We start from the raw sequence: 1,640 nt of genomic DNA on the forward strand, positions 1-1,640 counted from the left end.
GCTCACCGCTGCCGGCGAGTGCCGGCGGCTGGCAACTGGATGGCAGCGGTGTCGCCACGGTGGCCGCGCCGGCCGCCGGCACCTGCCGGGTGGTCGATTCCCTGCGTGCGGCGGCCGCGGCGAGCCCGGACAGCAATTTCCACGTGCCGGGCATTCAGCGCCTTTCACTCGCCAGCCTGCCCAAGGCCGCCGATGGCACCATCGCGCTCGACATGCAGGTGACCGGACGGCCGGCGGGGCGGGTGATGCTCGCTTCCATTGACGATCGCGCCACCAGCGATGCCGATCGCGTGGTCTCCGGCGATCTGCAGGAAGCCGGCATCGACGTGTCGGCGATCCCATTCGAAGCCAAGCCGGCCCGCTATCTGCTGGTGCTGGTGGCGGCGCCGTCCACCTTGCCGGCAGCGACTGCGCAGGGCGCTGGCGGCGGCATGGCGTCGGCCTGCGGCAACCGCGCCTGCCAGCTGACCAGCGGCTGGATCGAGGTTCGCTAACCGACGAGGACGGTGAAGCAGCCGAGCACGATGGCGCCGCCGTGGGCCGTCATGTCACCGATGCGCGCGGCCGGCATGCCGCCCACGATCACCGTGAAGCTGCCGAGCGCGATGGTGTCGGGCGGGCCGACGCAGATTGCCATGTCCCCCACCCGCGCCTGCGGCAGCATGCCGGTGAGCACGGTAAAACAGCCCAGTGCGATGGGCCCGCCAACATGCGGCACCACGCCGGTGACCATCGGGCACACGTGCATGTCGGTGATGCGGGCGGCAGGGGGACCAGGCATACGCGTCAGTCCTTCTTCACCGCGCGCTCATAGGCGGCGCGGAAGTGGCGGGCGAACAGATCAAGATAGGCGGCGTCGCTTTCAGCGGCCAGCGCGCGATATTCGGTTTCGAAGCTGCGCCACAGCGCGGCTTCCTTGGCGCCGGGCAGGATGCCGCCCTTGGCCTGGCCGCGCGCCTTGATGGCATCGGGCGAAAAGCGCTGCACCGTGGCCGACAGCGCATCCTGCATGGCGGCCAACGTGGCGACTTCGTGGGCCTGCAGATCCTCGAAGGCGCCTTGCACGGCCTGGGCGCCGGGCAGGAAGCCCTTGTCAGGCTCCCCGACCAATTGGCGCAGCGCCTGTTCGGGCACGCGCGTCCATTTCAGCGGGTTGTTGCCCTGGGCCTGGAAGCGCGTGACCTGCGCGCCGACCCCGAACTGGTGGCGCACGCGGGTGCGCGCGTCGAGCAGGCGGATCAGGCCATCGGTGGCCTGGCGCAGCAGGCGGCCGGCGGCCTCCATCACCTGGGCCGGCGGCAGGCCTTCGACATCGCGCGGCGTCAACCCGGCGGCGGCGAGAAAGCGGGCATAAGCGTCATCATCGCTGGCCGGGGCGGCGGCGGGGGTGGCCATTGGTGCCGCTGTGGTGGCCGCGGGTGGCGGGGCGGTGGCCGGAGTTTCGGCGGCGGTGGCGAAATCGATCGTGTCGAACGCGTGCAGCTTGGCCCAGGGATTGTCGGCCGCCGGTGCCGCTGGTGCCGTCACTGGTGCCGTGGCGCCGAACGGATCGCTGGCCGGTGCCGCGCCGGACACGCCAAAGGGATCACCGGCTGCCGGCGTCGCCGGCGCCGCGCCAAGCCCGAACGGGCTGGCGGCCG

General features: G+C 71.9%; 3 protein-coding genes. 1 reads left to right on the forward strand and 2 read right to left on the reverse strand.

The window, feature by feature from the left end; all coding sequences use genetic code 11:
* Positions 1-494: hypothetical protein (locus GJ693_RS17195; RefSeq protein WP_197042285.1), on the forward strand; the 494-nt coding region annotated here is incomplete at its 5' end.
* Here the strand turns inward: GJ693_RS17195 and GJ693_RS15845 are convergent.
* Together GJ693_RS15845 and tagH are read right to left on the reverse strand one after the other, a co-directional pair.
* Positions 491-781 (reverse strand): PAAR domain-containing protein, encoded by a 291-nt coding sequence (locus GJ693_RS15845; protein ID WP_156257195.1) that lies wholly within the window; start codon positions 779-781, stop codon positions 491-493. The two genes, GJ693_RS17195 and GJ693_RS15845, sit on opposite strands and share 4 nt — an antisense overlap.
* Before the next feature lie 5 nt (positions 782-786).
* The coding region (tagH, locus tag GJ693_RS15850; RefSeq protein ID WP_156257196.1) for a type VI secretion system-associated FHA domain protein TagH at positions 787-1,640 on the reverse strand (854 nt) is incomplete at its 5' end.

The organism is Sandarakinorhabdus oryzae, assembly GCF_009733735.1.
In the GTDB taxonomy this organism is placed as follows: Bacteria; Pseudomonadota; Alphaproteobacteria; order Sphingomonadales; family Sphingomonadaceae; genus Sandarakinorhabdus; species Sandarakinorhabdus oryzae.

Excerpts from the sequence above, each read along its gene's own strand:
- GJ693_RS15845 (WP_156257195.1), bottom strand. The coding sequence starts at position 781 with ATGCCTGGTCCCCCTGCCGCCCGCATCACCGACATGCACGTGTGCCCG.